This is a genomic window from Micromonospora sp. NPDC050200 (assembly GCF_040656135.1).
Lineage (GTDB): Bacteria > Actinomycetota > Actinomycetes > Mycobacteriales > Micromonosporaceae > Micromonospora.
In genome coordinates this window covers 61,753-85,748 of record NZ_JBFALG010000005.1, presented here as the reverse complement: position 1 = coordinate 85,748, position 23,996 = coordinate 61,753, and the positions used below count along the sequence as shown (strand labels likewise).

The following is a 23,996-nucleotide window of genomic DNA, read 5'->3' as shown; positions in this document are numbered from 1 at the left end:
CTTTTCCGACCGGATGCCCGCAACCGTCCGGCCTCGCCCGCCGTCATGTCAGCAGGTGGGGGAAACGGGGAGGCGTGGTGTGGGCATGAGGGACGCGCAGAGCTTCGACGAGTTCTACCGGAGCACGTCCGCCCGGACGCTCCGGTACGGCCACGCGGTCGCGGGTGACCACGGCGAGGCCCAGGACCTCGTACAGGAGGCGTACGCCCGGGCGTGGCGGCAGTGGGGCGCGCTGGCCACCCACCCGGCGCCGGAGGCGTGGTTGCGGCTGGTGGTCAGCCGCCTGGCCACGGACCGGTTCCGCCGGCTGCGCGGCTGGCGTACGGCGGTGAGCCGCACCGGTCCACCCGAGGACGTACGGCCACCGGGCGAGGACACCGTCCTCCTGGTCGGCGCCCTGCGGCAGTTGCCGGCGAACCAACGGCAGGCGCTGGCCCTGCACTACCTGTTCGACATGCCGGTGGAGGCGATCGCCCGCGAGACGCGGGTGCCCACCGGCACCGTGAAGTCCTGGCTGTCCCGGGGCAGGGCGAGGCTGGCGGAGCTGCTGCCCGGGAACTCGTCCGAGGAGCTGGAGGTCAACGATGTCGCGTGAACTGACCGGTTTCTACCGCTCGCTCGCCGAGGACACCGACCCACGCGGCCTGGCCGCGCCCGACCTGGTGCGCCGGTACGCCGACCGCCGGGCGCGGACCCGGACGGCGGTGGGGGTCCTGGCCGTGGCGGCGCTGGTCGGCGGGACGGCCGTCGGCGCCCAGTTCGTCCTCGCCGCCGCTCCGGACAGCCGGGTCGGGCCGCCCGCCGACACCCCGGCTTCGCCGTCGCCCTCGCCCGCGCCGCCGAGTACGCCGCCGACCCCGTCGGCGACCTCGCCCGGCCCGGTCGGGTCGGCGTCGCGGCAGCCGACGTCGACACCGCCGTCGCGCGGTGGCTCCCCGCCGGCCGCCCGGACGCCGACCTCGATCCCCGATTCGGCCTTCTTCGCGCTGGCGGCGGCGAACGACCATGGCGCGGGGGCGAGGTTTGTCGCCGGTCCGGTGCTGCCCGCGCTCTGCGGGGCGGAGCCGGGCGCGGGCGGAACGGTGCGGCAGCGGGCCCGGTCGCTGACGTTCTGGCTGGCCGGCACGCCGGAGGGGAACGTCCCGGACGGCCACTACCGGCACAGCATCACCAGTTACCGAAACGGTCGGGCGGCCGACGCGCTCGACGAGCTGCGCGAGGCGGTGCGTAACTGCCCCGAGCAGCAGATCGGCTCGGTGACGTCCCGGCAGAAGCTGCTGCCCAGCGGCGGCTACGGCGACGACTCGGTGCTGTTCGAGATGCGCAAGCCCTTGCTGGACGCCAACGACGAGCCGACCGGCGACGAGGAGCTGCGGCTGATCCGGGCGATCCGGGTCGGGAACGTGGTGACGGTGCTCTGGGAGCAGGGCTGGGAGGGCAGCTCCAGCCCGAAGGCGCAGGTCGACGCGGACAGCCGCCGGGCGGTGGCGGCGATCCGGGACTGGTTGCGCTGACTGCGCCCCGGGCCCGTTTTGCGGGCCCGGGCCCCGTAGGCTACGGTTAACGAGTCGACGCGGGGTGGAGCAGCTCGGTAGCTCGCTGGGCTCATAACCCAGAGGTCGCAGGTTCAAATCCTGTCCCCGCTACCACGACGAACGGCCCGAGGATCCGATCCTCGGGCCGTTCGCTTTGTCTCAGCGGGGCCCGTTGCCCGATCCGGGGGCCCCGCTGATCTCGGTCCTGGGGATGCGCTAAGCTTATGGAGCCGACGCGGGGTGGAGCAGCTCGGTAGCTCGCTGGGCTCATAACCCAGAGGTCGCAGGTTCAAATCCTGTCCCCGCTACTCGTTCGAGAGGTCCCGGAGCCCAGCTCCGGGGCCTCTCGCCGTTTCCGCCGACCGGTCCGGGTTTCTCCGCCCGTCCCGCGTGCCCCGGTTGCCCCGCTCGTTCACGATGGGGGGCATGTCATCTTGGAACAGGTGGTGGGGCCGGCTGAGCGCGGTCCTCGGTGCGGTCGTGCTCTCGGTCTTCGTGCCGGTCGCGGCCTGGGCGTCCACTGGTCAGGGCGAGCTGGTGGTGGAGGCCGCGCGGCGCAGGTCCCGGGGCGGCGGCTTCGCGGGCCTGATCTGCTGCCTCGCCGTGGTGGTGGGGATCGTGCTGCTGGTGCTGTGGCTGGTGCGCAACCGCCGCAATCGTCCGCCGCGCTGATCTTGAGGATCCCGGCCGGTGTCGTCCCGGCGTCGGCCGGGGTCACTCGGCCAGCGCCCCCTGCGCCTGCGCCATGAACCTCGACGTCGTGGCCCGCGCCCCCGCCCGGCCCGACCGGACGTCCTGCGCGGCGGCGGCGAGCAGCGTACGCACCCGTCCGTGCCCGCGGGGCGGTGGGGCGGGGGCGGGCCCGACCAGGTCGTTCAGGGTGGTGCCGAGGGCGGCGACACGCTTGACGACCGGATCGCCGAGCCCCTGGGTGACGGCCTGCCGCACGGCGCGGTCGGCCGGCAGCCCCCGCTCGGTGCCGAGGATCCGGCCCACCTCGACGTTGGTGGTCAGGAAGTTGATGACGTCGGCCACCACACCGGGATGCCGGGTGCCGTGGAGGCCGGCCCAGTACATCGAGGCCCGGGCCCACTGGGCGGCCGGCGGCCCGGGGAAGGCAGCCAACGCCAACTCGTCGCTGGTATAGCGCTGGAGCTCGGAAAGCTGGTGCGACCAGGCGAACGAGGCGGCGGTGTGGCCGGTCACCACCAGCTGTCGCGCCGGTTCGTCGCCGTCGGCCCGGTCGACCAGGGCGGCGGCCGGGGTCGCCCGGTCGGTGCGGGCCCGCTGCCACAGTTCGAACCAGTCGACCAGCGCCGCCGAGCTGAAGCCGAGCTGCCGCCCCTGGTAGAACCTGCCGCCCTGGCCGCGCAGCCACAGCCAGAGCGCCCGGTGGTCACCGGACGGGTCCATGGTGCCGGCGGCCCGGCCGCCGCTGGCCCGGGTCACCCGCGCGGCCCAGGCGAGGTAGTCGCCCCATGGCATGATCGTCGGGGCGGGCACCCCGAGCCGGCGCAGCAGGTCCTTGTTGTAGACCACGGCGGCGTGGGTCTGGGCGGCGGCGACGCCGTGGACCCGCCCGTCCACCCTGCCGTAGTCGGCCAGCCCGGGCGGCAGGCCGCCCAGGTCGAGCCGGCCGTCCGCGGCGTACGGGCTGAGGTCCAGGGCGATGCCCCGCTGCGCGTACTCGGTCAGCATGGTGTCGTCGACCTGGAACAGGTCGGGCACGTTGCCGCCGGTGGCCTGGGTGGCGAGCCGGTCGTAGTAGGCGTTGGCGGCCTGCCAGGTCACCCGGAAGGTGACCCGGGGGTTGCGCGAGGAGTAGAGCCGCAGCGCCCGCTCGGTGGCCTGCGCGCGCCGGGTGTTGCCCCACCAGAAGACCGACAGCTCGATCGGCCCGTCGTCGTCGACCCGGGTGGTCGTGTCGTCGCTGCACCCCGCGAGCCCGCCGGTGGCGAACGCCGGCGCCGCCAGGAGCGCGCCGAGCAGCCGCCGCCGGGCCGGGTCGGCGCCGGGCCGGGGGCGCGGGGGGCGGGCAGCGGGCACGGGGCGCTCCTGGTGCACGGGGGGTGAGGGCCGGACCATTCACGCAGGCACCGCGCCCGGGTGTCAACGCCCGGCCGGCCGCGGCGGACGGGACCAGCCGTCCCGGCAACGATCCGGCCCCCGGCCCGGCGGTCCCGGCGACGCCCGGGTGGCCGCACCGGGCGCCGGCGAGACCGCGTGGTGTACTAGGCCGCGTGGAACTTCTGCACTCGGGCAAGGTCAGGGACGTCTACGCCGACGGCGACGACCTGATTCTGGTCGCCTCCGACCGCATCTCGATCTACGACGTGGTGCTGCCGACGCCGATCCCGGACAAGGGCCGACTGCTCACCGCCCTCTCCCTCTGGTGGTTCGAGCAGCTCGCCGACCTGGTGCCGAACCACGTCATCTCCACCACCGACGTGCCCGCCGAGTTCGCCGGCCGGGCGATCCGCTGCCGGCGGCTGGAGATGGTCCCGGTGGAGTGCGTCGCCCGCGGCTACCTGACCGGCGGCGGCCTGAAGGAATACCAGCGCACCGGCGCCGTCTCCGGCGTGGCCCTGCCGCGCGGCCTGGTCGAGGCGTCGATCCTGCCCGAGCCGATCTTCACCCCGTCGACCAAGGCGCCGGTGGGGGAGCACGACGAGCCGATCACCTTCGCAGAGGTGGTGGACAAGGTCGGCCCGGAGACCGCCGAGCGGCTGCGCCGGATCACCATCGACGTCTACCGGCGCGGTGCCGAGCTCGCCGCCGACCGGGGCGTCCTGGTTGCCGACACCAAGATCGAGCTGGGCTGGACGCCGGACGGCACCCTGATGCTCGGCGACGAGCTGCTCACCTCCGACTCGTCCCGGTTCTGGCCGGCCGAGTCGTACCAGCCGGGCCGGGTGCAGTTCTCCTACGACAAGCAGTACGTCCGCGACTGGGCGACCAGCAGCGGCTGGGACAAGCAGGGCCCGGCCCCCGAGGTGCCGGCCGAGGTGGTCGAGGCGACCCGGGCCCGCTACGTCGACGTCTACGAGAAGCTCACCGGCAACCGCTGGGAGTAGTCAGTCCACCCAGTCCAGGCTGCGTGCCACCGCCTTGCGCCACTGCCGCAGCTCGCGCTCCCGGTGCTCGGGCGCCATCTCCGACTCCCACTGCGCATCCGAGCGCCACTGGCCGCGCAGGGTCGCCAGGTCCGGCCAGAAGCCGACCGCCAGGCCGGCCGCGTACGCCGCGCCGAGGCAGGTGGTCTCGGTGATCCGGGAGCGGACCACCGGCACGTCCAGCACGTCGGCGAGGAACTGCATCAGCAGGCCGTTGGCCGTCATCCCGCCGTCCACCCGCAGCCGGCGCAGCGCCACGTCGGAGTCGGCGTTCATCGCGTCGACCACCTCGCGGGTCTGCCAGGCCGACGCCTCCAGCACCGCCCGGGCCAGGTGGCCCTTCGTGATGTAGCCGGTCAGCCCGGCGATCACGCCCCGGGCGTCGCTGCGCCAGTGCGGCGCGAAGAGCCCCGAGAAGGCCGGCACCACATAGCAGCCGCCGTTGTCCTCGACCGTGCGGGCCAGTCCCTCCACCTCGGGCGCGGTGGAGATCAGGCCGAGGCTGTCCCGCAGCCACTGCACCAGCGAGCCGGTGACCGCGATCGCGCCCTCCAGCGCGTACACGGGCGGGTGCCCGTCGATCCGGTAGGCCACCGTGGTCAGCAGGCCGTGTTCGGAGGCGACCGGAGTGGCCCCGGTGTTGAGCAGCAGGAAGCTGCCGGTGCCGTAGGTGCACTTCGCCTCGCCCGGCTGGAAGCAGGTCTGCCCGAACAGGGCCGCCTGCTGGTCGCCGAGGGCGCTGGCCACCGGCACCCCGGCCAGCAGCCCCTCGGCGGTGCCGTACACCTCCGCCGAGCAGCGGATCTCCGGCAGCATCGCCGCCGGCACGCGCATCGCGTCGAGCAGTTCCGGATCCCAGTCCAGGGTCTCCAGGTCCATCAGCATGGTCCGGCTGGCGTTGGTCACGTCGGTGACGTGCCGGCCGGTCAGCTTCCAGATCAGCCAGCTGTCGATCGTGCCGAAGAGCACCTCGCCCCGCTCGGCCCGCTCCCGCAGCCCCGCCACGTTGTCCAGCAGCCAGCGCAGCTTCGGGCCCGCGAAGTAGGTGGCCAGGGTCAGCCCGGTGCGCTTGCGCAGCCGCTGCTCGCCGTACGCCTCGTCCAGCGCGCGCAGCAGCGGCCCGGTCCGGGTGTCCTGCCAGACGATGGCGTTGGCCACCGGGCGGCCGGTGGCCCGGTCCCAGACGACGGTGGTCTCCCGCTGGTTGGTGATGCCGACGGCGGCCAGCCCGTCCGGCCCGGTGCCGGCGGCGTCGAGGGCTTCCCGGACGACCCGCTGGACGTTGTCCCAGATCTCCTCGGGGTCGTGCTCCACCCAGCCGGGCTGCGGGAACAGCTGCCGGTGCTCCCGCTGCGCCGCGGAGACGATTTCTCCGGCCCGATCGAAGACGATGCACCGTGACGACGTGGTGCCCTGATCGATGGCGGCGACGTACTCTCCGGTCATGGCGGCACGCTACCCGGAAGGGCAACGAGCCGTCGCCCACGCGTCGCCCGCCCGACGGCGTCCGTACGATCTCGGAGGTGCAGTTGCAGGCGAACTGCCGGGAGCGCGACGTCTTCCTCATCCAGCCGCTGGTGCCGCCGGTCCAGGAGCACCTGGTCGAGCTGCTGCTCATGATCGACGCGGCGCGGGGCGCGTCCGCCGGCCGCATCACCGTGGTGCTGCCGCACTACGCGCACGCCCGGTCGGACAAGAAGGACGCCCCGCGGATCTCCATCAGCGGGCGGCTCGTCGCCGACCTACTCACCTCCGCCAGGATCGGCACCGTGTTGGTGCAGACGATCTCCAGCACCCCTCCTGCCCGTTGAGCCGCTGGGTGGCCAGCTCGCGCTGCGCGTGCAGGTGGTCGAGGGGGACCCTGCACTCGCCGCAGGTGCGCGGGTCAGTCGACGGCCGGGCCGCCGGCGCGGCGCAGCGCCCGGGTCAGTGCGCTGATCCGTACCGTGGTGCCGGCCGGGCTGGTCTCGACCTCCATGGCGTCGCTGAGCTCCCGGGCCAGCCAGAGCCCCCACCCGCCCGCGGTGTCCGGCGCCGGGCGGCGCTGGTTGCCGAGCCGCTGCACGCTGATGCCCCGGCCGTGGTCGGAGACCTCGCAGACCAGCTCGTCGGCCCCCCGCCACAGCCGTAACCAGCCCTGGCCCCCGCCGTGCCGAACCGCGTTGGTGATCAGCTCGTTGACCGCCAGCACGAAGTCCTCCAGTCGCTGGCCGTCCAGCCCCGCGGCGTGCGCGCAGGAGGCGACCGAGTGTCGCAGCTCGGTCACCTGTGCGTGGTCGAAGGCTTCGGCGATGAGGAGGGAAGATTCGATGGGCACAACCGTACGCGGTGTGGGCGGTTCTGCGTTCGTCATGGCCCTGTCCCGACAGCCCGTCTCGGAGTTTCGCGGCATTTCCACCGTACGTCAGGGTTGTCCGCCCCGCGACCGGCGGCACCACCGGGCCGGACGGCGGCTGTGGCATCGTGACGGCCATGCCGTCGCCGCCGGGTGGTCTCGAGATGCCGCTCTGGCGCTCCATCGCCGTCTTCCGCTTCGCCTCCCTGGGGTACGTCTGCCTGCTGGTGCTCCGCGACGCCGACCGGTACGCCCACCCGCTGGCCGCCGGCGCCGTCCTGGTGGCGATGCTGGCCTGGTCCGGGGTGACCGCCGCCGGCTACGCGCGGCCGGCGAACCGGGACTGGCCGCTGCTCCTGGCCGACCTCGGCGTCGTGCTCGCCATCCTCGCCGCCTCCCCGTGGGTGGTCGGCCGTTCGGCGCTCGCCGCCGGCGTGCCGACCCTGGCCGTGGTCTGGCTGGCCGGGCCGGTGCTGGCCTGGGCGGTCTCCGGCGGGCGGCGGCGCGGCGCGGTGGCGGCGCTGGCCCTCGGCGCGGCGGACCTGGCCAGCCGGGGGCGGTTCGGCCCGTCCTCGCTCACCGGGGCGATCCTGCTGCTGCTCGCCGGGGTGATCGTCGGGCACGTCGCACGGTTGACGGTGACCGCCGAGGAACGGTTGCAGCGGGCGGTGCAGCTGGAGGCGGCCACCCGCGAGCGGGAGCGGCTGGCCCGGGGCATCCACGACTCGGTGCTCCAGGTGCTGGCGCTGGTGCAGCGGCGCGGCGCCCACCTCGACGGCGAGGCCGGTGAGCTGGCCCGGCTCGCCGGCGAGCAGGAGGCGGCGCTGCGCGCGCTGATCGCCGGGGTCGATCCGGCACCGGCCGCCGACGAGGCGGGCGGCATCCTGGACCTGCGTGCCCTGCTCGGCCGGTACGCCTCGGCGGCGGTCTCCGTGTCCGCCCCGGCGACCCCGGTCCCGCTGCCCGCCCCGGTCGCCCGGGAGTTGGCCGCGGCCACCGCGGCGGCGCTGGACAACGTGCGGCGGCACGCCGACGGGCGCGCCTGGGTGCTGATCGAGGACGAGGGGGAGACGGTGACCGTGACGGTGCGCGACGCCGGCCCGGGCATCCCGGAGGGCCGGCTGGTCGAGGCCGCCCGGCAGGGGCGGCTGGGCATGAGCCAGTCCATCCGGGGCCGGATCGCCGACCTCGGCGGCGAGGTGCGGATCGTCTCCGCGCCGGCGGAGGGCACCGAGGTGGAGCTGTTGGTACCGAGGGAGGACGGGTGACCGGGGTGCGGGTGATGGTGGTCGACGACCACCCGATGTGGCGGGAGGGGGTGGCCCGCGATCTCACCGAGGCCGGCCACCGGGTGGTGGCGACCAGCGGCGAGGGGCGGCAGGCGGTCCGGGTGGCCGCCGCGGCCCGGCCCGACGTCGTGGTGCTCGACCTCCAACTGCCCGACATCTCCGGGGTGGAGGTGATCCGGGGCCTGCGGGCGGTGCTGCCCGAGGTGCGGGTGCTGATGCTCTCGGCCAGCGGCGAGCAGCAGAGCGTCCTGGACGCGGTGAAGGCCGGCGCCACCGGCTACCTGGTGAAGTCCGCCGCCCCGGCCGAGTTCCTGGACGCGGTCCGCCGCACCGCCGCCGGGGAGCCGGTCTTCACGCCCGGCCTGGCGGGACTGGTCCTCGGCGAGTACCGCCGGCTGGCCGTCACCGGGGAGGGCGGGGCGCGGCCGGGCCGGGACGACGCGGCACCCCGGCTCACCGAGCGGGAGACCGAGGTGCTGCGTCTGGTGGCCAAGGGGCTGTCGTACAAGCAGATCGCCGAGCGGCTGGGGCTCTCGCACCGCACCGTGCAGAACCACGTCCAGAACACCCTGGGCAAGCTCCAGCTGCACAACCGGGTCGAGCTGACCCGGTACGCGATCGAGCGCGGGCTCGACGAGTGAGTCAATGAGTCAGCGCGACTCCGGCGGCCGGGTCTCGTGGATCGCCAGCTCCTCGGCGGTGGCCCCGCCGCCGGCCGCGCCCGCGTCGTACGCGATCGAGTCGGTCTCCTGGTCGGTGTGCGCCCCCTCGTCCGGTTCGACCAGCCGGCCCACCTGAGCGTCGGCGACCGTGCCGAGCTGCCCGTGGTCGTAGATGGAGACCGGCGAGTGCGGGTCCGAGGTGGGGCCGGGGTCGATCACGTCGGCGTCGAGCTGCGCCTCGGCGGCGGCCTCGTCGCTGTCCGCCTCGGCGGCGATGCCCGGGTCGACCGGTGCGGCCAGCGGGTCGTCGGCGGCGCGCTCGTACTGCTCCCGCTGGAGCTTGTAGTCCAGCGACTCCCCGTCGAGCTGTTCCTCGGCGGTGGTGCCGAAGTGGTCCACCGCGACGGGCGTCCGGTCGCCGGGCAGCTGGGCCGGCTCCGGGCCGTCCGCCTCGCGGCCGGTGAGGACGTCGTCGTTGGCGGTGGAGTCGTCGTCGGCGGTGTCGGGCAGGCCCTCCGCCTCGGGGTCGGAGACGGGGGTCGGGTACTCGTCGTCGCGCATGGCTGATCACTACCCACTGGCGTGCCCCGGGTAACCGGGGCGAGGCTCCGGGATCGGGACAAAAGCGGAGAAGTCAGCCCTGGTACGCGGCTTCGTCCTCGGCGTACAGCACGCACCAGACCACCTTGCCGCCCGGCACCGGGGTGCTGCCCCAGCGTCGGGCCACCGTGTCGATCAACAGCAGGCCACGGCCGCCGGTCGAGGTGAGCGGGGCCAGGCCGGCGTACGCGGGCTGCCGGGGGGAGTGGTCGCGGACCGCGACGTGCAGCGAACTGTCGCGCGGGGCGAGCCGGATCGTCATCGCCGTCCGCGCGTGGGCCACCACGTTGTTGACCATCTCGGTCACCGCGGTGCACCCCGGCTCGGTCAGTTGCGGCACGCCCCAGCGGGCGCAGCCGTCGGCCACCATCTCCCGGGCCTGTCGGGCGGCGCCGACCGTGGGCGCGAGATCCGCGGCGAGCAGCGCCGCCATCGGGGTACGGGCCAGCGCGGCGGTCGCCTCGTCGGCGGTCGCGCACACCGTCAGCCCGGTCGCGTCGGCGCCGGTGACCGTGCCCGCCGGGTCGAGCACCAGCAGATCGGCGGCGGGCCAGTCGGCGACGGTGCGGCGGATCTCGGCCAGCAGCCGCGCGGCGGTGACGCCGGTGGAGCGGAGCAGGGCCACGTCGACGACGATCGGGCCGGGCCGTTCGGTGAGCCGCGCCAGCAGGGCGTCGCGTACCCGGGCGGCGGCGGTGGGCTCCAGCAGGCCGCTCAGCCGCACAATCGCCGACGATTCGTCCGCCTCCACCAGGCATCGCGCGTCCATCGGCCTGATCGACCCATTGGGCACGACGGGGGCGGCGCGCGCCCCCGGCCGCTCGGTGCCACTCATCGCCGCTCCGCCCGCGACCGTCGGGTGATCGCGACGACGGTGCCGACCGCGGTGCCGGCGGCGGCCAGCCCGAACGCGGCGGTCATTCGCACCAGTTGCCGGCGCCGGCCGTGCCAGCCGCCGTCGCGCTGCGCCCGGGCGTCGGCCCGGAAGACGTTCCCGTCGCTGTCCGCCGCGCCGGACGGCCCGAACTGCGTCCGGTGGGTGTACCAGCCCAGGGCCCGCTCGGCCAGCGCCGGCGCGAGCCGCCACTGCAGGCCGATCAGCCGGGCCGCGCCACCGGCGTACGCCTCCCGGCGGGGCCGCCGCAGCAGCCGGACGATCGTCTCGGCCACCATCTCGGGCGGGTAGACCGGCGGCGGCGGGACCAGTTCGCGGCCGGTGTGGTTGCCGGCGTGCCGGAAGAACGGGGTGTCGATGGTGGCCGGCAGCACCGCGCAGATCGAGATGTTGCCCCGGCCGGTGACCCGCAACTCCTGCCGGACCGTGTCGGCCAGCCCGCGGATGCCGTGCTTGGTGGCGTTGTACGCCGACTGGTAGGGCATCGCCACCTCGGCCAGCACCGAGACGTTGTTGATCAGGACCCCGCCGCCGGACAGGCTCAACCAGGGCAGCGCGGCCCGGATGCCGTACGCGGCCCCCAGCAGGTTGACCTCCAGCACCCGGCGGAACTCCGCCACCGGGATCTCGTCGAAGAGTCCGACCGCGCTGACCGCCGCGTTGTTCACCCAGCCGTCGATCCGGCCGAACTCGGCCGCGGCACGGGCGGCCAGTTCCTCGACCGCCACCGGGTCGGTGACGTCCGTGGGCACCACCAGCGCCCGCGCGCCCAGTTCCCGGCAGCGCCGGGCGACCTCCTCCAGGGCGGGCTCGCTGCGGGCGGCGAGGACGACGTCGGTACCCCGGCGGGCCAGCGCGTACGCCGTCGCGGTACCGATGCCGCTGGAGGCACCCGTGATCACCACGACGGCGTCCGAGAGACTGCGGGTGAGCGGCATTCCTCGTCGGTACCCCCGACCGGGGTGCGTCATGCGGCCGGGGCGACACGGATCGCCGCCGCTGTCCGGAACGGCTCGCCGGCGCCTCTCCGACTGCTCCCGATCTGCCAGGTTTCGGCTCGCCGGGGCCGGGTTAATGGGACCCTCTGACCGGAGGACCATCCCTCACGAATCGCATGGAGGTGACCATGCGCGTCGGCCTCGTCTGCGCGCACGCCGGCTCGTCCCGGCGTACGGACGCCCCCGCCGTCGGCACCCACGAGCACATCGCCCGGGTCGCCGCCGAGCTGGCCGGGCGCGGCCACGACGTACGGGTCTACGAGCGCCGGGACGACCCCACCGTGCCCGACGTCGTCGAGGTGGACGGCTACCGCCTCGAACGGGTGCCCGTCGGTCCGGCCACGGTCACCGCCACCGCCGAGCTGGTGCCGTACGTGACGGAGTTCGGCCGCTGGCTGGCCGACCGCTGGTCCGGGGAGTGGACCCCGGAGGTGGTGCACGGGCACTACTGGATCGGCGGCCTCGCCGCCGCCCACGCGGTACGCGAGACGGACATCCCGGTCGTGCAGACCTTCCACTCCCTCGGCGTCGAGCAGCTGCGCCACCTCGGCCGACAGTACGGCGGCCCGGGGGAGCGGATCCCGCTGGAGCGGGCGCTGACCCGGGCGGTGGACATCGCGGTCGCCCAGTGCAACGACGAGGTGGACGAGCTGACCCGGATGGGCCTGCAACGCACCGCGGTGGCGATGGTCCCGGCCGGCGTCGACACCGAGCGGTTCCACCCCGACGGCGAGGCGGCCCCGCGCGACCAGCGGGCCCGCATCCTGTCGGTCGGCGGGCTCTCCCCCGGCCACGGCCAGGAGGACCTGATCCGGGCGATGCGTCTGGTCGGCGACGTCGAGCTGGTCATCGCCGGCGGCCCGCCGCTCGAGCAGCTGGCCGCCCACGCCGAGGCCCGCCGGCTGCGCGAGCTGGCCGAGCGGACCGGCGTCGCCGACCAGGTGAAGCTGGTCGGGGCGGTGCCGCACGACCAGATGGCCACCTGGTACCGCTCGGCCGACGTGGTGGCCTGCACCCCGCACTACTCCTCCGCCGGGCGGGTGTCGCTGGAGGCGATGGCCTGCGGCGTCCCGGTCGTCGGGTACGCGATGGGCGGCATCGCCGACGCCGTGGTCGACGAGGTCACCGGGCGGCTGGTGCCCCCGGGCGACGTCCGCACGCTGGGCGTGACGCTGCGCCGGCTGCTGGCCGACAACGCCGGGCGGTTCGCGTACGGGCACGCGGCGGTGGACCGGGTCCGGTGCAGCTACACCTGGGAGCGCACCGCCAGCGCCCTGGAACGGCTCTACGAACGGGTGGTGCTCCGGCGCAAGCCGGTCGAGGCCTGACCCCGCCCGTCAGACCGGTGGCCGGCCGGAGCCGGCGCCGACCGCGATCCGTTCCCGTCGGCGGGCGACCGCATGGTGGTGCTGCGGTTCGGCGTACCGGGTGAGCCCGATGACCGCGGCGAGGGTGACCAGGAAGCCGACCGCGGCCAGCCACTCCCGACCCGGCCAGATCTTGTCGTTGAGCAGCAGCAGGCCGATGATCGCCGCGGGCACCGCCCCGGCGGCGTCCATCGCGGCGACGGCGGCCGTGGTGGAGCCGCGCTGCATCGCCAGGCCGAGCAGCAACTGCCCGACCAGCGAGTGCGCGATCAGCAGGTAGAGCAGCGGGTCCCGGACGAAGGCCTCGGCCGACGACGCGGACGCCAGCGGCCGGGCGGCCACCGCGGCGGCGGAGAACGCCAGCCCGGCCAGCGAGCCGAGCGCCACCGACCCGGGTGGCCCGTGCAGGCGTACGGCGAAGAAACCGAGCACCGCGATGCCGCCCAGCGCCACCGCCAGCGCGACCAGGCCGGCGGTGCCGAGGGACTTCGAGGGGGCCGGCTGGGCGGAGAGCACCAGCGCGGTGATCCCGCCGAAGAGCAGCGCCAGCAGCGCCATCTCCGCCTTCGGCAGCCGCCACTTGAGCACCACCACGCCCAGCACGGCGGTGACCCCCAGCCCGGCGGCCACGCTGGCCTGCACCAGGAACAGCGGCAGGTCCCGGCGGGCCAGGAAGGCCAGCACGAACCCGGTCACCTGGCAGAGCAGGCCGACCAGGTAGGTGCGGTGACCGGCCAGCCGCAGCAGCAGCCCCGGGTCGAAGGTGTGGTGCACGGTCGTCCGCGCGGCGGCGACCGACTGCAACATGTTGGCGAAGCCGTACGCGACGATCATGGCCGCGAGAAAACACCAACCGGAGGACACCACCTGGCGAGGATAGAGGGTGCCCGGGGGTCAGCGCGCGGTTGGCCGACCCAGCCGGGTGAGGATGTCGGTGTGCAGCAGGCCGTTGCTGGCCACGGCGCTGTTCTCCCCGCAACCGCCGTCGGCGGGGGCGGGACGCCCCGACAGGTCGGTGAAGGCGCCCCCGGCCTCGGTCACGACCGGCACCAGCGCGGCGATGTCCCAGAGGGACAACTCCGGCTCCACCATGACGTCCAGCGCGCCCTCGGCGAGCAGCATGTACCCGTAGAAGTCCCCGTACGCGCGGCTGCGCCAGGTGTCCCGCATGAGCTGGAGCATCGCGTCCAGCCGGCCCGCCTCCTCCCAGCCGGTAAGCGAGGAGTAGCAGAAGCTCGCGTCGGCCAGGTCGGCGACGGCGGAGACCCGGATCGGCGTGCCGGAGGCGGCGTCCGGCCCGGCGTACGCGCCCTCGCCGAGCGCGCCCCACCAGCGGCGGCCCAGCGCGGGGGCGGAGACCAGCCCGACCACCGGGCGGTCGGACTCCAGCAGCGCGATCAGGGTGGCCCAGACCGGGACGCCCCGGACGAAGTTCTTGGTCCCGTCGATCGGGTCGACCACCCAGCGCCGGCCGTCCGGCGCGGCGGCGGGCCGCTCGCCGTACTCCTCGCCGAGCAGCCCGTCGCCGGGCCGCCGGTCGGCCAGCAACGCGCGGATCTCCCGCTCCACGGCGGTGTCCGCGTCGGAGACCGGGGTGAGGTCCGGCTTGGCCTCCACCCGCAGGTCGAGCGCGCGGAAGCGGGCCGTGGAGATGGCATCGGCGGCGTCCGCGAGCTGGTGGGCGAGAGCGATGTCGTCGGCGTACCCGGTCATGCCGGAAACGGTAGCCATGGCGGGGTCAGGATCCGGCGAGCGGGTCGCCCGGATTGCGCTGGTCGGCCTCGCCGCGCGGGTCACCCTCCCCGGAGCGGGAGGCCAGCAAGCGACGGTACGACGCCAGCCGGCGCGGGTCGGCCCTGCCGGCGGCCACCCAGGCGTCCAGCGCGCAGTCCGGCGCGTCGGCGGTGTGCGGGCAGTTCGGCGGGCAGTCCACCGTCGCCTCGACCAGGTCGGGGAAGCCGTGCAGCAGGCTCTCCGCCGAGACGTGGGCGAGCCCGAAGCTGCGTACGCCGGGGGTGTCGACGATCCAGCCCGGGTCGCCGCCGGAGCCCGGCGCGGGTGGCAGCCGCAGCGCCACGGCGCTGGTCGAGGTGTGCCGGCCCCGGCCGATCGCGCTGACCACGCCGACCGCCCGGGCGGCGTCCGGGACCAGGCGGTTGACCAGCGTCGACTTGCCCACCCCGGAGTGCCCGACCAGGACCGAGACCCGGCCGGCGAGCAGCGCCCGCAGCGCGTCGAGGTCGGAGTCCGGACGGACCAGCACGTACGGCAGCTCCAGCTCGGCGTAGTAGCCGAGCACCTGCTCCGGCCCGGCCAGGTCGGCCTTGGTCAGGCAGAGCAGCGGTTCGATGCCGGCGTCGTACGCGGCCACCAGGCAACGGTCGATGAAGCCGGTGCGCGGCGGCGGGTCGGCCAGCGCGCTCACGATCACCAACTGGTCGGCGTTGGCGACCACGACCCGTTCCAGCCGACCCTCGGCGGTGGTCTCGTCGTCGTCGGCGGTGCGTCGCAGCACCGAGCTGCGCTCGGCGATCCGGACGATCCGGGCCAGCGCCCCGGCCGCCCCGGAGGTGTCCCCGACCAGCCCCACCCGGTCGCCGACCACCACCGACTTGCGCCCCAGCTCCCGGGCCCGCATGGCGGTCACGATGGGGTCGTCGGGGTCGGCGCCGGCCAGGACGCAGGTGTAACGGCCCCGGTCGACGGCGATCACGAAGCCGTCGACCGCGTCGGCGTGCCGGGGGCGGGTACGGGTGCGTGGGCGCGAGGACTTCCCGGGCCGGACCCGTACGTCGTCCTCGTCGTACTCCCGCCGTCTGGTCGCCAGGACCGCCCCCTCTACGCCTCAGCTCTTACCGGTCACCATTGCCGACCATAGTGCCGGAAACTCGGGCATGGTCTTCGAGGTGCACGCCACGTCGTCCACCTCGATGCCGGGGACGGCCAGCCCGGCCACTGCGGCGGCGTGCGCCATCCGGTGGTCGGCGTACGTGCGGAAGATCCCTCCCCGCAGCGGGCGCGGCCGGATCTCCAGCCCGTCGGCGGACTCGGTGAGGTCCGCGCCGAGCGAGGTGAACTCGCGCGTCAGGGCGGCGATCCGGTCGGTCTCGTGACCACGGATGTGCCCGATGCCGGTGAACCGGGACGGGGAGTCGGCCAGCATGGCCAGCGCGGTCAGCGCCGGGGTCAGCTCGCTGACGTCGGAGAGGTCGGCCGCCAGGCCGTGCACCGTGCCGGTGCCGCGCACGGTCAGCCCGGCGGTGCCGAGCGTCACCTCGCCGCCCATCCGCTGCAGCAGTGAGCGGAGCTGGTCGACCGGCTGCGCGCTGCTGCGCGGCCAGCCCTGCAACGTTACCTCACCGCCGGTGACCAGGGCGGCGGCGAAGAACGGGACCGCGCCGGAGAGGTCCGGCTCGATCTCCCAGCCGCGCCCGGCCAGCGGGCCGGGCTCGACCACCCAGACGTCCGGGACGCTGTCGTCGACCGCCGCGCCGGCCGCCCGCAGCATCTGCACGGTCATCCGCAGGTGCGGCGCGGAGGGGACCGGCGGGCCCTCGTGGCGGACCACCACGCCCCGGTCGAAGCGTGCCCCGGCGAGCAGCAGGCCGGAGACCAGCTGGCTGGAGGCGGAGGCGTCGATCACCACCTCGCCGCCGGTGACCCGCCCGGTGCCCTGCACCGTCAGCGGCAGGCTGCCGGAGGCCGGGGCCTCGACGCGTACGCCGAGGGAGCGCAGCGCGCCGATCAGCGGGCCGAGCGGGCGGACCCGGGCCTGCAGGTCGCCGTCGAAGGTGACCCGCCCGTCGGCCAGGCCGGCGACCGGCGGCGCGAAGCGCATCACCGTGCCGGCCAGCCCGACGTCGACGTGGGCCGGGCCGACCAGCCGGTGCGGGCGGACCAGCCAGCGCTCGTCGTCGGAGATCGACATGTGCGCGCCCATCGCCCGCAGCCCGCCGGCCATCAGCTCGGTGTCCCGCGCGCGCAGCGGCCCGTGCAGGGTCGACGGACCGCTGGCCAGGGCGCTGAGGATCAGGGCCCGGGCGGTCATCGACTTGGAGCCGGGCAGGCGCAGCGTCGCGGCAACCGGGTCGCTGGCGGTCGGTGCGGTCCACGGCTGCGGCGGCCGGGTCGCGGTCGGATTCCCCACGGTTACATTCTGCCAAGGTCGCCGGCCCGTGGAGCCGGCCGTCGGCCCGACTCCCGGTTGGCGGGACAGCCGGGAAGCCGGCGGGGGGTTAGCGTGTGCGCCATGTGCGGGAGGTACGCCACGACCCGGAGCGCCGGTGACCTGAGCGCGCTGTTCGAGTCGTACGACGACACCGGCGGCCGGCTCGCGCCGGACCACAACGTCGCGCCGACCGACCCGGTGCCGCTGGTCCGCGTGGACGCCGAGAGCGGGCGGGTGCTGTCGGCCGGGCGCTGGGGCCTGGTGCCGCACTGGTCCCGCTCGGCGGCCGGTGCCGCCCGCATGATCAACGCGCGGGCCGAGACGGTCGCCACCAGCCGGGCGTACGCCGACCCGTTCGCCCGCCGGCGCTGCCTGGTCCCCGCCGACGGCTGGTACGAGTGGGTGCGCCGCCCCGCCGGCGGCAAGCAGCCCTACTACATGACCCCGCGGGACGGCTCGGTGCTGGCGTTCGCCGGCATCTGGTCGCGCTGGGAGTCGCTGCTCACCTTCAGCGTGCTCACCACCCCGGCGGTGGGGGAGTTGGCCGAGGTGCACGATCGGATGCCGCTGCTGCTGCCCCGGGATCGCTGGGCGGGCTGGCTCGGGCCGGTCGACGAGCCCGCCACGCTGCTCGCCCCGCCGCCGGCGGACTGGCTCGCCGGTCTGGAGATCCGGCCGGTCGGGCCGGCGGTGGGCGACGTCCGCAACGACGGGCCCGGACTGATCGAGCGGGTGTCGCTCGCCGACGAGCGGGTCGAGGAGGAAATGACGCTGTTCTGAACGCCATTCGCGACATTGTCGCGTACGAATTGCCAGAGTTCCGGGCGAAATTTCGGTCGGAACTTCAGTCATCTTTGTGCAGCCCCTTGTCTCCGTGTCCACGGGTGCGATAGAACACAGCGCCGGCACTGGGAGCGTCTTCGCGCGGTGCGAACGATGCCCGTCGATCTTGCCGGTCCCACGGGGGAGGTGGGTGTGATGACCCGGGCGCGTATGCCCCGACCGCACGAGGTGGCCGCCGCACGACGAGATCCGCGACTGTTGCGGGCGTTGCGCGAACGCCGCCAGGACGAGGCCTGGCGGACCAGAGGGACCTGCCAGAGCGTTGATCCGGAGACCTTCTTTCCGGCGCCCAACGAGCCGGCCGACGCCGCCGTCGCGCTCTGCCGCAGCTGTGACGTGCAGGGGTCGTGCCTGGCCTGGGCGCTGGAGGTCGGCGACTGCCACGGTGTCTGGGGTGGCACCACGCCGCGCGAGCGGCGGGCCATGCTGGTCGCCTGGCGCGGCGAGGTGCAACCGGATCCGGACGCGGCCGACGACGCCGGCCCGCCGGTGCGCGACCGCCTGCTCACGCTGGTGCCGCTGAGCTGAGCTCGCACCCGCGCGCCACGTTCACCGCTCGTCGGCTGAGCCGGCCGGATCGCCCACCCGGGCCACCCGGCGGCGCAGAATGGGCCGGTGCCGCACCGCGACGAGATCGACACCCCACGGGGGCTGGCCCGGGTCGAGATCGACCTGCCGGCCGGTCCGCCGGTCGCCCTGCTCGCGCTCGGGCACGGCGCGGGCGGCGACGTGGACGCCCCCGACCTGCTCGCGGTCCGGGACGCGGCCGTCGGCGCGGCGGTGGCGGTGGCGCGGGTGACCCAGCCGTACCGGGTGGCCGGGCGGCGGGCGCCGGCTCCGGCGGGGCACCTCGACGAGGCGTGGACGGCGGTGGTCGCCGCGCTGCGCGCCCGGCACCCGGACGTGCCGCTGCTGGTCGGTGGCCGTTCCAGCGGCGCCCGGGTGGCCTGCCGCACGGCGGCGGCGGTGGGCGCGGCCGGGGTGGTCGCGCTGGCCTTCCCGCTGCACCCGCCCGGCCGGCCGGAGCGGTCACGGGCGGCCGAGTTGCTCACCGGGCTGCCCACCCTCGTGGTCAACGGCGACCGCGACCCCTTCGGGGTGCCCGCCGCCGACGCCTCGGTACGCGTGGTCGTCCGCCCCGGGGAGCGCCACGACCTGCGCAGGGACCCGGCCGCCGTGGCTGTGGCCGTGCTCGCCTGGCTCCGCGAGCGGGGCTGGGCGCGGGCCTGACCCGTACCCGGATTCCGCCGCCCCGACCGCGCCGCCGCGCCGGACGCCGATTCCGTTGCCATACGCCGGGGGCGCCGCTCGGAGCCGCGCCGGGAGCGACGACGAGGCGATGCCGCGGGAAGGTCGTCGGAGACCACGGCGGCCGCCCCAGCGCTCAGCCGCACGGTGCGGCGGCCGTGACCGGTAGCGGCGCCGGGTCGTTGCATCGGATGGTGCGGGCCGCCCGATCCGGGCGACGGCACCGTCCCTCCCAGGCCCTTCCTGGTCCCAGCGTCGGTCTCCGCCGAGGCCGGGACCAGGAACGGGGGCGGCCGGCGGAATGTCCGGGCCCTGACCGGGCGTTACCACCACCGGACGACACATCTGGCGAGGGGGGTGACCGGTGCCGACCGAGACACGGAGCCGGGAACGGGACGAACGGGAAGCACGCCGGCTCAGGCAGCTGCTGGGCGGACCGGACTGGCCCGCGACGGTGGGTGGCACGGCGGTGGTGAGGGCGGGCACACCCGGCGGAACCGAATCTGCGGGCACGTCCGTACGCGTATCCTCGGCGGGGAAGCATCCGACGCGAGGGGATGTGCGGTTGACCACCGAGAAGACGGACGAGCGCAGGGCCCGCTTCGAGCGGGACGCGATGCCCTTCGTCGACCAGCTCTACGCTGCCGGGTTGCGGATGACCCGCAACCCCGCCGATGCCGAGGACCTGGTCCAGGAGACGTACCTGAAGGCGTACGCCGCCTTCCACCAGTTCGAGCAGGGCACGAACCTGAAGGCCTGGCTCTACCGGATCCTGACCAACACCTACATCAACTCCTACCGCAAGCGGCAGCGCCAGCCCATCCAGGCGCCCACCGACGAGATCACCGACTGGCAGCTCGCCGAGGCCGAGTCGCACACCTCCAGCGGTCTGCGTTCGGCCGAGACCGAGGCGCTGGACCGGCTGCCGGACAGCGACGTCAAGGAGGCCCTCCAGCAGCTGCCGGAGGAGTTCCGCCTGGCGGTCTACCTGACCGACGTCGAGGGGTTCTCCTACAAGGAGGTCGCCGAGATCATGGGCACGCCGATCGGCACCGTGATGTCCCGGCTGCACCGGGGCCGACGTAATCTGCGGAAGCTGCTCGAGCGCTACGCCGCGGAGCGTGGGTTCAGCGCCGCGCAGTCCTCGAAGGGCTCGACCGCCGCTGCCGGCCGGGAGGTGTGACGTGAGCTGTGGAGAGCCGCACGAGACGGACTGCCGTGAGGTCCTCGCTGAGGTCTACCTCTACCTGGACCTGGAGTGCGCCGAGGAACGGCGCACCCTGATCCGCCACCACCTCGACGAGTGCGGGCCGTGCCTGCGCGAGTACGGCCTCGAGCAGGAGGTGAAGGCGCTCGTCGCCCGCTGCTGCGGCAACGAGATCGCCCCCGACCAGCTGCGCGAGCGGCTGCGGGTCCGGCTGACCGAGCTGGTGGTCTTCGAGGCCAGCGAGTCGCGCGAACTGGCCGACTGAGCGTACGCGAAGCAGAACGGTGGCCCGGGTCGATCCGACCCGGGCCACCGTTCTGCCCGGCCAGGTGGGCCGGCGGTGCTGACTGCGACGGCGGGCGCCCGCCGTGCGAGATCAGGAGTTGGGGCGCTTGCCGTGGTTCGCGCCGCTCTTCTTGCGGGCCTTCTTCTTGCGGGCCTTCTTCGCCATGTTGACCTCCTCGTGATGGTCGGATCCCTGCTGCGGCGACCCTCGGCGCCGGTGCACGCACCGGTCCTCCCGGCGCCGGGGTCCGACCCGCTGATGCTAGTGCGGCCGGCACCCGCCATCGTCCGCCGGGGCGGCCGGAACGCGCGGCGTTTCCGGCCCCGGACGCGTCGCCGCCCGCTCCCCGCCCACCGGGCGCCACCGCATGATTGGATACGTCGGCAGGTAATCGCGAGAGGGAGGGCCGGGAGATGGCCGAGGAGATCCGCGCCGAGATGGTGGCCAACGTCTGGAAGGTCGTCGCGTCGGCCGGGGACACCGTGTCCGAGGGGGACACGCTCGTGATCCTGGAGTCGATGAAGATGGAGATCCCCGTCGTCGCCGAGTCCGACGGCGTGGTCAAGCAGCTCGCGGTCAACGAGGGCGACGTCGTGCAGGACGGTGACCTGATCGCGGTGATCGATTGACCGGCCTGCTGGTCCGCCCGGCGGCCCCGACGGACTTCGCCGCGGTCGCCCGGCTGACGGTGGCCGCGTACGAGGCGGACGGGCAGCTCAAGGGCGAGCACGGGTACGCCGAGGTGCTCGCCGACGTGACGAAGCGGGCGGCCAACGGCGAGGTGCTGGTGGCCGTGGACGAGGCGACCGGTGAGGTGCTCGGCTCGGTGACCTTCGTGCTGCCCGGCAGCCCGTACGCCGAGCTCTCCGGTCCCGGCGAGGCGGAGTTCCGGATGCTGGCCGTGGATCCGTCCGCCCAGGGCCGTGGCGCCGGGGCGGCGCTGGCCGGGGCCTGCGTCGACCGGGCCGTCGCGCTGGGCTGCTCGGCCGTGGTGATCTGCGTCCGCAGTGGGTTCGCCGTCCCGGCGCACCGGCTCTACGAGCGGATCGGCTTCGTCCGGACGCCGGAGAAGGACTGGGCGCCCGCGCCCGGGGTGGAGCTGCTGGGCCTGCGACTGGACCTGACCGGTCAGTCCTGATCCACGTCGGGCGCCGGCTCGCTGATCCCGGCGAGCAGCTCGTCGGCGACGTCCAGCGCGATCTTCTTGCGCTCCTCGTCGCTGATGTGCGGGGTACGCACGGCGAACCAGCTGCTGTGCACGGCGAAGAGCGTCAGGGTCGCGCGCAGCTGGGCGGCGGCCGAGTCGTCGCCCCGGCACAGCTCGCCGGCGAGGCCCAGCATCCGCTCGCGCATCTGCTGCCCGGCGGAGAGGCTCTTCAACACGGTCTGGTTCTGCTCGAAGAACCGCATCACCGAGGGCTGCTCGCTGGCGAACATGGTGTCGGCGTACCGGTTGAGCAGCGCGCGCCGGGTGGCCCGGGAGGTCGGCTGCGACCGCGCCCAGTCGATCAGCTCGTCGATCCGCTGCAGGCGGTCCTCGACCAGGCTGTTGACGATCTCGTCCTTGCTCTTGAAGTGGTAGTACAGCGCGGCCTTGGTGACGTTGAGCCGCTCGGCGATCTCCCGGAGCGAGGTCTTCTCGTACCCCTGCTCGGTGAAGAGCTCCAGCGCGACGGCCTGGATGCGCTGACGCGTGCCGCCTGTGCTCTCCCTCACCTGCACCACCCAACTGGCTTGACGGTTTTCCGCTGTCCAACTTACCGTGCGGCTAGTAAGGTAACTAGCCGGGCGGCAAGTAAGTGCGTCACATCTTCGGGGGAGCTTACCCATGAGTCAGGAAAGCCAGACGGCGGCGAGACCCAACGTCAGGGTCGTGCTGTTCGGCCTGATGATCGCGATGATGCTCGCGATGCTCGACAACATGATCGTCAGCACCGCGCTACCGCGGATCGTCGGCGAGTTCGGCGGCGTCAACCACTTCACCTGGGTGGTCACCGCGTACGTGCTGGGCACGACCGTCTCCACCCCGATCTGGGGCAAGCTCGGCGACCTGTACGGGCGCAAGGCGGTCTTCCTGACCTCCGTGGTCATCTTCCTGGTCGGCTCGGCGCTCTGCGGTATGTCCGGCTCGGCGATCCTCGGTGGCGCCAACGACGGCATGGTCGAGCTGATCGCGTTCCGGGCCGTGCAGGGCCTGGGCGCCGGTGGCCTGATGGTCGGCGTGATGGCGATCATCGGTGACCTGGTGCCGCCCCGCGAGCGGGGCCGCTACCAGGGCATGATCGCCGGCATCATGGCCATCGCCATGGTCGCCGGCCCGCTGGTCGGCGGCTTCATCACCGACCACCTCTCCTGGCGCTGGGCGTTCTACGTCAACCTGCCGCTGGGCGGTGTCGCGCTGGTGGTCCTGGCGACCACCATGCACCTGCCGAAGTACCGCACCGAGCACAAGATCGACTGGCTGGGCGCGGCGCTGCTCTCGGTCGGCATCACCTCGATCGTGCTGGTCACCACCTGGGGCGGCAACGAGTACGACTGGGTCTCCCCGCAGATCCTCGGCCTGGCGGTGCTGGCCGCGGTGGCCCTGGTCGCCTTCGCGTTCGTCGAGCGACGGGTCCCCGAGCCGATCCTGCCGCTGGGCCTCTTCGCCAACCGCAACTTCGCGCTGATCTCGGTGATCGGCTTCCTGCTCGGCTTCGCGATGTTCGGCGCGATGAACTTCCTGCCGCTCTACCAGCAGACCGTGCAGGGCGCCACGGCCACCAACAGCGGCCTGCTCCTGCTGCCGCTGATGTTCGGCATGCTGGTGGTCTCGCTGGTCGTCGGCCGGGCGATCACCAGGACCGGCCGGTACCGGATGTTCCCCATCGTCGGCGGCGTGGTGATGGCGGCCGGCATGGTCCTGCTCAGCCGGCTCGATGTGGACACCGGCAAGGCCGAGTCCTCGCTCTACATGATCGTGCTCGGCGTCGGCATGGGCTTCCTCATGCAGACCTCGATGCTGATCGCGCAGAACAGCGTCGAGCAGAAGGACCTGGGCGCGGCCAGCGGTGCGGCCACCTTCTTCCGCTCCATCGGCGGCTCGTTCGGCATCTCCCTCTTCGGCGCCATCTTCGCCAACCGACTCGCCGCCTCGGCCGCCGGCAGCGCGTTCAGCGGCGGCACCGGCGAGGGCCGGGGGATGGACCTGGAGAAGCTCAAGGAACTGCCGGACCAGGCGCGCGAGCTGGTGCTCGGCGGACTCTCCGACGCGATCTCCCACGTCTTCCTCTGGGCGGTCCTCTTCACCATCGCGGTGCCGGTGCTCGCCTGGTTCATCAAGGAGGTCCCGCTGCGGTCGTCCAACGACGCGCCGCCGGCCGGGACCACCCCCGAGGAGCAGGCCGAGACGGCCCTCGGCAAGGCTCCGGTGGCCTGACCCGCTCCGTCGCGGCCGCGTCGTCCCTTCCC

The 23,996-nt window shown here is 74.1% G+C and carries 27 protein-coding genes, 2 tRNA genes and 1 pseudogene; 18 read left to right on the top strand and 12 right to left on the bottom strand.

All coding sequences use genetic code 11. The annotated features are described in order from the left end of the window. The first annotated feature begins 85 nt into the window (after positions 1 to 85). The 5 genes from AB0I41_RS05800 (at position 86) to AB0I41_RS05780 (ending at position 2,207) form a co-directional block, all read left to right on the top strand. Entirely contained in the window at positions 86 to 595 is a 510-nt protein-coding gene (locus AB0I41_RS05800) for a SigE family RNA polymerase sigma factor (RefSeq protein WP_357102244.1), read from the top strand. Then, positions 585 to 1,514: a hypothetical protein gene (locus tag AB0I41_RS05795; RefSeq protein WP_357102242.1), complete on the top strand. Its 930-nt coding sequence runs from the start codon at positions 585 to 587 to the stop codon at positions 1,512 to 1,514. The genes AB0I41_RS05800 and AB0I41_RS05795 overlap by 11 nt, the downstream gene beginning before the upstream one ends. A gap of 58 nt (positions 1,515 to 1,572) precedes the next feature. Continuing rightward, positions 1,573 to 1,649, top strand: a tRNA-Met gene (locus AB0I41_RS05790). 120 nt (positions 1,650 to 1,769) lie between these two features. After that, a tRNA-Met gene (locus AB0I41_RS05785) sits at positions 1,770 to 1,843 on the top strand. A gap of 118 nt (positions 1,844 to 1,961) precedes the next feature. Next, positions 1,962 to 2,207: a hypothetical protein gene (locus AB0I41_RS05780; RefSeq protein ID WP_357102240.1), complete on the top strand. Its 246-nt coding sequence runs from the start codon at positions 1,962 to 1,964 to the stop codon at positions 2,205 to 2,207. Between the two features lie 42 nt (positions 2,208 to 2,249). Here the strand turns inward: AB0I41_RS05780 and AB0I41_RS05775 are convergent, their stop codons facing one another. Beyond that, positions 2,250 to 3,581 (bottom strand): extracellular solute-binding protein, encoded by a 1,332-nt coding sequence (locus AB0I41_RS05775; protein ID WP_357102238.1) that lies wholly within the window; start codon positions 3,579 to 3,581, stop codon positions 2,250 to 2,252. 194 nt (positions 3,582 to 3,775) lie between these two features. Between AB0I41_RS05775 and AB0I41_RS05770 the strand changes: the two genes are divergently transcribed. Beyond that, complete coding sequence (locus tag AB0I41_RS05770) at positions 3,776 to 4,609, top strand: phosphoribosylaminoimidazolesuccinocarboxamide synthase (protein ID WP_357102236.1); 834 nt, start codon at positions 3,776 to 3,778, stop codon at positions 4,607 to 4,609. Here AB0I41_RS05770 and glpK read toward each other — a convergent pair whose 3' ends face one another. Next, positions 4,610 to 6,094 carry a glycerol kinase GlpK gene (gene glpK, locus AB0I41_RS05765; protein WP_357102234.1) on the bottom strand — a complete coding sequence of 495 codons (1,485 nt, stop codon included), beginning with the start codon at positions 6,092 to 6,094 and terminating at the stop codon, positions 4,610 to 4,612. It lies immediately after the preceding gene. A gap of 74 nt (positions 6,095 to 6,168) precedes the next feature. On the opposite strand from glpK, the pseudogene AB0I41_RS05760 reads away from it, so the two are divergent. Then, positions 6,169 to 6,405: pseudogene (locus AB0I41_RS05760) on the top strand (ribose-phosphate pyrophosphokinase-like domain-containing protein); the annotation flags it as partial. Between the two features lie 128 nt (positions 6,406 to 6,533). Here the strand turns inward: AB0I41_RS05760 and AB0I41_RS05755 are convergent. Then, a complete protein-coding gene (locus AB0I41_RS05755) occupies positions 6,534 to 7,001 on the bottom strand; it encodes an ATP-binding protein (protein WP_357102232.1) in 468 nt (155 codons plus the stop codon). 119 nt (positions 7,002 to 7,120) lie between these two features. Between AB0I41_RS05755 and AB0I41_RS05750 the strand changes: the two genes are divergently transcribed. Continuing rightward, positions 7,121 to 8,251, top strand: coding sequence for a DUF5931 domain-containing protein (locus tag AB0I41_RS05750; RefSeq protein WP_357102230.1), 1,131 nt, complete (start codon positions 7,121 to 7,123; stop codon positions 8,249 to 8,251). A 14-nt stretch (positions 8,252 to 8,265) separates the two neighbouring features. Next, entirely contained in the window at positions 8,266 to 8,913 is a 648-nt protein-coding gene (locus tag AB0I41_RS05745; protein ID WP_357102436.1) for a response regulator transcription factor, read from the top strand. A gap of 9 nt (positions 8,914 to 8,922) precedes the next feature. Here AB0I41_RS05745 and AB0I41_RS05740 read toward each other — a convergent pair whose 3' ends face one another. The 3 genes from AB0I41_RS05740 to AB0I41_RS05730 all read right to left on the bottom strand — a co-directional run bounded on the left by AB0I41_RS05740 (position 8,923) and on the right by AB0I41_RS05730 (position 11,367). Continuing rightward, positions 8,923 to 9,495 carry a DUF5709 domain-containing protein gene (locus AB0I41_RS05740; protein ID WP_357102227.1) on the bottom strand — a complete coding sequence of 191 codons (573 nt, stop codon included), beginning with the start codon at positions 9,493 to 9,495 and terminating at the stop codon, positions 8,923 to 8,925. A gap of 73 nt (positions 9,496 to 9,568) precedes the next feature. Next, the gene (locus AB0I41_RS05735) at positions 9,569 to 10,369 is read right to left on the bottom strand and encodes an ATP-binding protein (protein ID WP_357102225.1); all 801 of its coding nucleotides are present in this window, start codon (positions 10,367 to 10,369) and stop codon (positions 9,569 to 9,571) included. Further along, entirely contained in the window at positions 10,366 to 11,367 is a 1,002-nt protein-coding gene (locus AB0I41_RS05730) for an SDR family oxidoreductase (protein WP_357102223.1), read from the bottom strand. The genes AB0I41_RS05735 and AB0I41_RS05730 overlap by 4 nt, the downstream gene beginning before the upstream one ends. A 188-nt stretch (positions 11,368 to 11,555) precedes the next feature. Between AB0I41_RS05730 and AB0I41_RS05725 the strand changes: the two genes are divergently transcribed. Beyond that, positions 11,556 to 12,755: a glycosyltransferase gene (locus AB0I41_RS05725; protein ID WP_357102221.1), complete on the top strand. Its 1,200-nt coding sequence runs from the start codon at positions 11,556 to 11,558 to the stop codon at positions 12,753 to 12,755. A 9-nt stretch (positions 12,756 to 12,764) separates the two neighbouring features. Here AB0I41_RS05725 and AB0I41_RS05720 read toward each other — a convergent pair whose 3' ends face one another. From AB0I41_RS05720 to aroA, 4 genes are read right to left on the bottom strand one after another with little or no spacing between them, the layout of a single operon-like run. Beyond that, positions 12,765 to 13,628, bottom strand: a complete 864-nt coding sequence (locus AB0I41_RS05720) for a hypothetical protein (RefSeq protein ID WP_357102434.1) — start codon at positions 13,626 to 13,628, stop codon at positions 12,765 to 12,767. A 60-nt stretch (positions 13,629 to 13,688) separates the two neighbouring features. Beyond that, positions 13,689 to 14,507, bottom strand: coding sequence for a histidinol-phosphatase (hisN, locus tag AB0I41_RS05715; protein WP_357102219.1), 819 nt, complete (start codon positions 14,505 to 14,507; stop codon positions 13,689 to 13,691). Positions 14,508 to 14,532: 25 nt separating this feature from the next. Continuing rightward, a complete protein-coding gene (rsgA, locus tag AB0I41_RS05710; protein ID WP_357102432.1) occupies positions 14,533 to 15,621 on the bottom strand; it encodes a ribosome small subunit-dependent GTPase A in 1,089 nt (362 codons plus the stop codon). Between the two features lie 18 nt (positions 15,622 to 15,639). Continuing rightward, entirely contained in the window at positions 15,640 to 16,941 is a 1,302-nt protein-coding gene (gene aroA / locus AB0I41_RS05705; RefSeq protein WP_357102217.1) for a 3-phosphoshikimate 1-carboxyvinyltransferase, read from the bottom strand. Between the two features lie 102 nt (positions 16,942 to 17,043). On the opposite strand from aroA, the gene AB0I41_RS05700 reads away from it, so the two are divergent. The 5 genes from AB0I41_RS05700 to rsrA all read left to right on the top strand — a co-directional run bounded on the left by AB0I41_RS05700 (position 17,044) and on the right by rsrA (position 20,525). Further along, positions 17,044 to 17,742 (top strand): SOS response-associated peptidase, encoded by a 699-nt coding sequence (locus tag AB0I41_RS05700; RefSeq protein WP_357102214.1) that lies wholly within the window; start codon positions 17,044 to 17,046, stop codon positions 17,740 to 17,742. 198 nt (positions 17,743 to 17,940) lie between these two features. Continuing rightward, positions 17,941 to 18,333, top strand: coding sequence for a WhiB family transcriptional regulator (locus AB0I41_RS05695; RefSeq protein WP_357102212.1), 393 nt, complete (start codon positions 17,941 to 17,943; stop codon positions 18,331 to 18,333). Between the two features lie 87 nt (positions 18,334 to 18,420). Beyond that, positions 18,421 to 19,035 (top strand): alpha/beta family hydrolase, encoded by a 615-nt coding sequence (locus AB0I41_RS05690; protein WP_357102210.1) that lies wholly within the window; start codon positions 18,421 to 18,423, stop codon positions 19,033 to 19,035. Between the two features lie 382 nt (positions 19,036 to 19,417). Beyond that, entirely contained in the window at positions 19,418 to 20,236 is an 819-nt protein-coding gene (locus tag AB0I41_RS05685; protein ID WP_357102208.1) for a sigma-70 family RNA polymerase sigma factor, read from the top strand. A gap of 1 nt (position 20,237) precedes the next feature. Then, positions 20,238 to 20,525: a mycothiol system anti-sigma-R factor gene (gene rsrA, locus AB0I41_RS05680; protein ID WP_357102205.1), complete on the top strand. Its 288-nt coding sequence runs from the start codon at positions 20,238 to 20,240 to the stop codon at positions 20,523 to 20,525. A gap of 111 nt (positions 20,526 to 20,636) precedes the next feature. Here rsrA and AB0I41_RS05675 read toward each other — a convergent pair whose 3' ends face one another. Then, positions 20,637 to 20,768 (bottom strand): hypothetical protein, encoded by a 132-nt coding sequence (locus AB0I41_RS05675; protein ID WP_357102203.1) that lies wholly within the window; start codon positions 20,766 to 20,768, stop codon positions 20,637 to 20,639. Between the two features lie 191 nt (positions 20,769 to 20,959). Here AB0I41_RS05675 and AB0I41_RS05670 point away from each other — a divergent pair, with 191 nt between their 5' ends. Further along, a complete protein-coding gene (locus AB0I41_RS05670; protein ID WP_088973021.1) occupies positions 20,960 to 21,175 on the top strand; it encodes a biotin/lipoyl-binding carrier protein in 216 nt (71 codons plus the stop codon). Beyond that, entirely contained in the window at positions 21,172 to 21,684 is a 513-nt protein-coding gene (locus tag AB0I41_RS05665) for a GNAT family N-acetyltransferase (RefSeq protein WP_357102201.1), read from the top strand. Before AB0I41_RS05670 ends, AB0I41_RS05665 begins: the two co-directional genes overlap by 4 nt. Here AB0I41_RS05665 and AB0I41_RS05660 read toward each other — a convergent pair. Continuing rightward, entirely contained in the window at positions 21,675 to 22,268 is a 594-nt protein-coding gene (locus AB0I41_RS05660; protein ID WP_357102429.1) for a TetR/AcrR family transcriptional regulator, read from the bottom strand. The genes AB0I41_RS05665 and AB0I41_RS05660 overlap by 10 nt on opposite strands. A gap of 106 nt (positions 22,269 to 22,374) precedes the next feature. Here AB0I41_RS05660 and AB0I41_RS05655 point away from each other — a divergent pair, with 106 nt between their 5' ends. Further along, the gene (locus tag AB0I41_RS05655; protein ID WP_357102199.1) at positions 22,375 to 23,964 is read left to right on the top strand and encodes an MDR family MFS transporter; all 1,590 of its coding nucleotides are present in this window, start codon (positions 22,375 to 22,377) and stop codon (positions 23,962 to 23,964) included. Positions 23,965 to 23,996 lie beyond the last annotated feature (32 nt).